The following is a 6,511-nucleotide window of genomic DNA, read 5'->3' on the forward strand; positions in this document are numbered from 1 at the left end:
GAGTACGCAATCGTGAACCTTGAAGATTTGAACAATTTCGCAGCTGGTACCGAAGTGACTCCAGAAGTTTTGATGGAGTCTGGTATTGTTAAAGCTCCTAAAGATGGCATCAAGATTTTAGGAAACGGTGAAATCACAGTAAAATTAACCGTTAAAGCGAATAAGTTCTCTCAATCAGCGATTGAGAAAATCCAAGCTGCCGGCGGTCAAACCGAGGTGATTTAATGTTCAGTACCATAGCCAACATCTTCAAGGTAGAGGATTTACGTAGAAGGATTGTCTTTACACTCATCTTGTTAATCGTCTATCGCTTAGGCGCGTTCATTCCGGTGCCTAACATAAATACAGATGTTCTTAAACTTCAAGACCAAGCGAATCAGAGCGATGTCTTTGGTTTGCTTAACACGTTTTCCGGCGGTGCGCTCTTCCAATTCTCCATCTTCGCGATGGGAATTATGCCTTACATCACAGCTTCTATCATCGTACAGCTTTTGTCCATGGATGTAGTTCCACGCTTCGCGCAATGGGCGAAAGAAGGCGATGTTGGAAGAAAGAAGATGACGCAAGTTACTCGGTACGGTACGATCGTTTTAGGTATTGTGCRAGCTTTTGGTCTTTCAATCGGGTTCAACCGCTTGTATAGCGGTCTCGTAATCGATCCAGGTTTCGCAACATTTGCTATGATTGCTATCGTTCTGACAGCTGGTACAGCTTTCTTGATGTGGCTTGGTGAGCAAATCACTGAATTTGGGATTGGCAACGGTATTTCCATTATCATCTTTGCAGGTATCGTCGCGGCGATTCCTACAAGCATACAGCAAATCTACAAATCACTATTTGCGACCGAAGGGGCTTTGTTCCTGAATATCGTGAAACTGATCATTATTGCTATCGTTGTTGTGCTGATTATTGCTGGTGTCATCTTTGTACAACAAGGGGTTCGTAAGATTCCTGTACAATATGCTAAGCGTGTAGTTGGTCGTAAAATGTATGGTGGTCAAACTACGCACATTCCACTTAAAGTGAATGCTGCTGGTGTAATCCCAGTTATCTTTGCACTATCGTTATTAATGTTCCCTCCTACCATTGCAAGTTATTGGAGAGGTAATGTCGTTGCAGAATGGATTATCAACAACTTGAGTATTAACCAAACTGCTCCGTTAGCGATTGTTTTGTATGTACTGCTGATTATCGGATTCACATACTTCTACACTTTCGTACAAATTAATCCAGTTCAAATGGCTGATCAGATGAAGAAAAATGGCGGGTACATACCGGGGATCAGACCTGGTAAAACAACTTCTGTTTATCTGACTCGTGTAATGACTAGAATTACTCTTTCTGGAGCTCTGTTTCTCTCAGCAATCTCAATTCTCCCAATGCTTTTTGGAGGTCTTGCAGGCTTGCCAAGTTCGGTTCGGATTGGTGGTACATCTTTACTTATCGTAGTAGGCGTTGGTCTTGAGACGATGAAACAAATCGAGAGCCAATTGATTAAACGGCATTACAAAGGGTTTATCAATAAATAGCAAATAGGTTCTGATGGGGCAAGTTCTGCAACATCAGCACCTATTGTGCTGTTCGTAATGCCGAGTGCGATGGGAGGTTTTAAAGTTGAACGTAATTTTTATGGGGCCTCCTGGTGCAGGCAAAGGTACGCAAGCTGAAAGGATCGTAAGTGAATTTCAAATTCCTCATATTTCAACTGGAGATGCATTTCGCTTGGCGATGAGCCAAGGAACACCACTTGGTGTTGAAGCCAAAGGTTATGTAGATAAGGGGCTTCTTGTTCCTGATGAAATCACGAACGGTATTGTGAGAGAACGTCTTGCTCAACCGGACTGCGATAAAGGTTTCCTGCTTGACGGGTTCCCGAGAACTGTTGCTCAAGCAGATGCTTTATCTGAAATTGTAGATTCCTTAGGCAAGAAGATTGAAGTAGTTATCAATCTTTCCGTTGATCGCAGCTTTTTGCTCGCACGACTAACCGGCCGAAGAATTTGTAAATCCTGTGGTGCTACGTATCATGTAATCTTCAACCCACCAAAGCAAGAAGGCGTATGCGATAAATGTTCAGGTGAGTTGTACCAACGATCTGATGATACGGAAGAGAAAGTCGGAACGCGTTTAGATGAGTACATCAACAAAACCGCTCCGCTACTGGATTACTACCAAAAGAGGGAATTATTGCGTGAGGTTAACGGGGAACAAGACATTCATGCGGTAACCGAACAAATTAGCTCACTGCTACGAGGTCTAGCGTAATGATCATTTGTAAGTCCGAGGTTGAACTAGACCTAATGCGAGAAGCTGGTCGTATCGTAGCCGAGACGCACCGCTTATTGGCAAGGGCAATTCGTCCGAACATTACAACGAAAGAACTTGATCAGATCGCAGAGGAATACATTCGCAGTCAGGGAGCGATTCCATCTTTCAAAGGCTATAACGGTTTTCCTGGAAGCATATGTGCTTCAGTCAACGAAGAATTAGTTCATGGTATTCCTGGTCCAAGAAAGCTGGTTGAGGGTGATATCATCTCAATTGATATCGGCGCTCAGTATAAAGGTTATCATGGAGATTCTGCTTGGACTTATCCTGTCGGTGAAATTTCTGAAACAGCCAAACGTCTGTTAGCTGTAACGGAACAATCACTGTATCGAGGCATAGCAGAAGCTAAACCGGATGCTAGACTCTACACGTTGTCGCATGCAATCCAAACTTGTATTGAAGACGCAGGCTTCTCCGTGGTTATAGAGTATGTCGGTCACGGTATYGGAACGGATCTTCACGAAGAACCACAAATTCCGAATTACGGTGTTCCTGACAAAGGTCCTCGTCTCAAACCAGGCATGGTCCTAGCCATTGAACCCATGGTGGTTGTTGGCGAAAGATTTGTCCAAACACTCGAAGACGATTGGACTGTCGTCACTGCGGATCGTACTTTGTGCGCTCATTTTGAACATACGGTTGCTATTACGGCAGCTGGTTATGAAATATTAACCATGCCTAGATCGTAGGTGATGATGAGTGGATAGGTTGATACCGAAGGTGGGTCAAATCGTAAAGGTGCTTCGCGGCAGAGATCCGGGTGAATATTCGGTCGTGATTGGAATTGTGGATGAGCGCTTTGTCTGGCTTGCAGACGGTGTGAATCGCAAATTCGATCAGCCAAAGAAGAAGAACCTGAATCATCTTCAATTACAAGAAACGATTAGTAGTGAAGTGGAGTCAAGCATTAGGGAAACAGGTCGTGTTACTAATGGAAAGTTGCGCTTCGCAATTGCCAAATTCGTTGAACTTATGCAAGATGAAGCACAAGAGAAAGGAGAATGACTGTGGCCAAAGAAGATGTAATTGAAGTAGAAGGTACAGTGATTGAACCTCTTCCGAATGCAATGTTTAAGGTTGAATTGGAAAATGGTCATAAAATCCTAGCCCATGTATCTGGTAAAATTAGAATGCACTTTATTCGCATTTTGCCTGGTGACAAGGTTACCGTAGAATTATCGCCTTACGATTTAACGAGAGGCCGTATAACCTACCGTTTTAAATAAATGTTTGGCTTACATGTAAGTTACTCTCTCAAGGCGTATGCTTACGAAGCAAGTTTTCTAATAGAAAACGCAACATGGTTGCTTACGATGATAAGGAGGGCTTAAAAATGAAAGTTAGACCATCGGTTAAACCGATTTGCGAAAAATGCAAAGTTATCCGCCGTAAAGGTAACGTTATGGTAATTTGTGAAACACCTAAGCACAAACAAAAACAAGGTTAAAAGGAGGTGCAATCTGTAGATGGCACGTTTAGCTGGAGTTGACTTACCTCGTGACAAACGAGTAGTAATCGCGTTGACTTACATTTTCGGTATCGGCACTACAACTGCTCAGAAAATCATTGCTTCAACAGGTATTGACGGCAGCACTCGCGTTCGCGACCTGACTGAAGATGAAGTGAGCAAAATCCGTGATGTAATTGACAAAACCCTTAAAGTAGAAGGCGACCTTCGCCRTGAGATTTCCCTAAACATCAAACGTCTAATCGAAATCGGATCCTACCGTGGTCTTCGTCACCGCCGTGGTCTTCCTGTTCGTGGTCAACGTACTAAAACTAATGCTCGTACACGTAAAGGTCCTCGTCGTACGGTAGCTAATAAGAAGAAATAATAAAGGGGGTTAGAGCTAATGGCAAAACCTAAAAAAGTAGTCCGTACGAAACGTCGTGACCGTAAAAATATTGAGTCCGGAGTTGCACACATCCGTTCAACATTTAACAATACGATCGTAACGATCACGGATCCTCATGGCAACGCAATTTCCTGGGCATCTTCAGGAAACCTTGGATTCAAAGGTTCCCGTAAAAGTACACCTTTTGCGGCACAAATGGCAGCTGAAAAAGCAGCTAAAGCAGCTATGGAGCACGGCTTGAAAACTGTTGAAGTTATGGTTAAAGGTCCAGGCGCTGGCCGCGAAGCAGCAATCCGCTCTTTGCAAGCAGCAGGTCTTGAAGTAAACCTGATTAAAGACGTGACTCCGGTTCCTCACAATGGCTGCCGTCCTCCAAAACGTCGTCGCGTATAATTCAGGATTACTTTGTAGTATAATTATCTTAAAAACGTGAATAATGGTTTGAAGGATAGGCATACTATGAAATTTTGAAGCGAAGTATCCAGAGGGAAACGACGTATTGAATGGAGGGTACATTTCATGATCGAAATCGAAAAGCCAAAAATAGAAACTGTAGCTTTAAGTGAAGACGGCGCTTATGGAAGATTTATCATAGAGCCTTTGGAGCGTGGCTATGGTACAACATTAGGTAACTCACTACGTCGTATTTTACTGTCCTCTTTACCCGGGGCTGCAGTAACCTCTGTCCAAATCGATGGCGTTTTGCATGAGTTTTCAACGATTCCTGGCGTGCTTGAGGATGTAACGGAAATTATCCTTAACCTTAAAGGACTTTCGTTGAAAATTCACTCCGACGAGGAGAAAGTGCTTGAAATTGATGCAGAAGGAGAAGGTAATATTACTGCGGCAGATATTCGCGGTGATAGTGATGTGGAGATTCTTAACCCGGATCTACATATTGCTACCTTATCTCCGGATGCGCGTCTTCACATGAGGATTCATGCGGGCAGAGGACGCGGTTACGTCCAATCGGACAAAAATAAGCATGAAGAGCAACCAATTGGTGTGATTCCAATTGATTCGATCTACACGCCTATTACCCGAGTAAATTACAGTATCGAGAATACTCGTGTCGGCCAAGTGACGAACTATGATAAGTTGACCCTCGAAGTGTGGACCGATGGAAGTATTCGACCAGAAGAAGCAGTGAGCTTGGGCGCCAAAATCTTAACTGAACATCTGAACTTGTTCGTCGGTCTGACGGATGAAGCCAAAGATGCTGAGATTATGGTGGAGAAAGAAGAAGATAAGAAAGAGAAAGTTCTTGAGATGACTATCGAAGAGCTGGATCTATCTGTTCGTTCTTACAACTGCCTCAAGCGTGCAGGGATTAACACCGTACAAGAGCTAATTACCAAAACAGAAGAAGACATGATGAAGGTTAGGAACTTAGGTCGCAAATCTCTTGAAGAAGTTCAAGAAAAGCTCGAAGAGCTTGGTTTGGGTCTTCGTACCGAGGAATAGTCTTGTCAGAAGGAGGTTAATTCAATGAACTACAGGAAGTTGAACCGCGATTCCAGTAATCGTAAAGCATTATTCCGTGATCTGGTTACAGATTTGTTCATACATGAACGTATTCAAACTACAGAAGCAAAAGCAAAAGAAATTCGTTCCATCGCTGAGAAGTTAATCACTCTTGCGAAACGCGGAGATCTTCATGCACGCCGTCAGGTTGCTGCTTTTGTTCGTAGAGAGGCTGCAAACGAAAATCAAGATGCGATTCAAAAACTTTTCTCCGATTTGGCTACTCGTTACTCCGAGCGTCCAGGTGGATACACACGTATCCTTAAACTGGGACCACGCCGCGGTGACGCAGCACCAATGGTATACCTAGAGCTAGTAGATCGCGCATAAGACGGATGGGAAAGGGTGGACGGAATCATAGATTCTGGTGAAGCCCTTTTTTTGCAGTCTTATACCTGATCTATAGAGGTAGGAAGGATGACTCATGGAGGAACAAGCCTTGAGAAATCTACGGTTTACCATAAGTTATGATGGCACAGCATATTCAGGCTTTCAGATTCAACCCAAGGCGGATACCATCCAACAACGGTTAGAACAAGCTGTTTATCTGTTGACTGGTGAGCAAGTGAAAGTGGCCTCATCGGGGCGCACAGACGCGGGCGTTCACGCTAAAGCACAAGTTATTAATTTTACCACGAACTCCAAGATACCTGTGGAACGTTGGTGTTTAGCTCTAAACGCTAGACTACCCAAGGACATCGTCGCTCATACGGCGGAGGAGGTCCCACCTTCATTTCACTCACGCAAAGCCGCGAAACGCAAGACGTACTGTTATACGATTCGCTCGGTGCGCTTCCCTGATG

At 43.9% G+C, this 6,511-nt stretch carries 12 protein-coding genes; all 12 read left to right on the top strand.

Annotated elements, in window-relative coordinates; translation table 11 throughout:
- A partial coding sequence (locus AC1DUA_RS18180) for an uL15 family ribosomal protein (RefSeq protein ID WP_477501113.1) occupies window positions 1-225 on the top strand: 225 nt, incomplete at its 5' end.
- Window positions 225-1,529, top strand: a complete 1,305-nt coding sequence (gene secY, locus AC1DUA_RS18185) for a preprotein translocase subunit SecY (RefSeq protein ID WP_477501114.1) — start codon at window positions 225-227, stop codon at window positions 1,527-1,529. The genes AC1DUA_RS18180 and secY, both read left to right, overlap by 1 nt.
- An 85-nt stretch (window positions 1,530-1,614) precedes the next feature.
- Window positions 1,615-2,265 (top strand): adenylate kinase, encoded by a 651-nt coding sequence (locus AC1DUA_RS18190; RefSeq protein ID WP_477501115.1) that lies wholly within the window; start codon window positions 1,615-1,617, stop codon window positions 2,263-2,265.
- Window positions 2,265-3,017 carry a type I methionyl aminopeptidase gene (gene map, locus AC1DUA_RS18195; protein WP_477501116.1) on the top strand — a complete coding sequence of 251 codons (753 nt, stop codon included), beginning with the start codon at window positions 2,265-2,267 and terminating at the stop codon, window positions 3,015-3,017. Before AC1DUA_RS18190 ends, map begins: the two co-directional genes overlap by 1 nt.
- 10 nt (window positions 3,018-3,027) lie before the next feature.
- Window positions 3,028-3,333: a hypothetical protein gene (locus AC1DUA_RS18200; RefSeq protein WP_477501117.1), complete on the top strand. Its 306-nt coding sequence runs from the start codon at window positions 3,028-3,030 to the stop codon at window positions 3,331-3,333.
- Window positions 3,334-3,335: 2 nt separating this feature from the next.
- A complete protein-coding gene (gene infA, locus AC1DUA_RS18205; protein WP_009676800.1) occupies window positions 3,336-3,554 on the top strand; it encodes a translation initiation factor IF-1 in 219 nt (72 codons plus the stop codon).
- Between the two features lie 107 nt (window positions 3,555-3,661).
- The gene (gene rpmJ / locus AC1DUA_RS18210) at window positions 3,662-3,775 is read left to right on the top strand and encodes a 50S ribosomal protein L36 (protein ID WP_145669517.1); all 114 of its coding nucleotides are present in this window, start codon (window positions 3,662-3,664) and stop codon (window positions 3,773-3,775) included.
- A 19-nt stretch (window positions 3,776-3,794) separates the two neighbouring features.
- A complete protein-coding gene (gene rpsM, locus AC1DUA_RS18215) occupies window positions 3,795-4,163 on the top strand; it encodes a 30S ribosomal protein S13 (RefSeq protein ID WP_477501118.1) in 369 nt (122 codons plus the stop codon).
- 18 nt (window positions 4,164-4,181) lie between these two features.
- On the top strand, window positions 4,182-4,577 hold the full coding sequence (gene rpsK / locus AC1DUA_RS18220; protein WP_028557470.1) for a 30S ribosomal protein S11: 396 nt from the start codon (window positions 4,182-4,184) through the stop codon (window positions 4,575-4,577).
- Between the two features lie 126 nt (window positions 4,578-4,703).
- A complete protein-coding gene (locus tag AC1DUA_RS18225) occupies window positions 4,704-5,648 on the top strand; it encodes a DNA-directed RNA polymerase subunit alpha (RefSeq protein WP_029196443.1) in 945 nt (314 codons plus the stop codon).
- A 24-nt stretch (window positions 5,649-5,672) separates the two neighbouring features.
- Entirely contained in the window at window positions 5,673-6,038 is a 366-nt protein-coding gene (gene rplQ, locus AC1DUA_RS18230) for a 50S ribosomal protein L17 (RefSeq protein ID WP_057304263.1), read from the top strand.
- 94 nt (window positions 6,039-6,132) lie between these two features.
- A partial coding sequence (locus AC1DUA_RS18235; RefSeq protein ID WP_477501119.1) for a tRNA pseudouridine synthase A occupies window positions 6,133-6,511 on the top strand: 379 nt, incomplete at its 3' end.

It is taken from the genome of Paenibacillus sp. 01T422, from assembly GCF_056398785.1.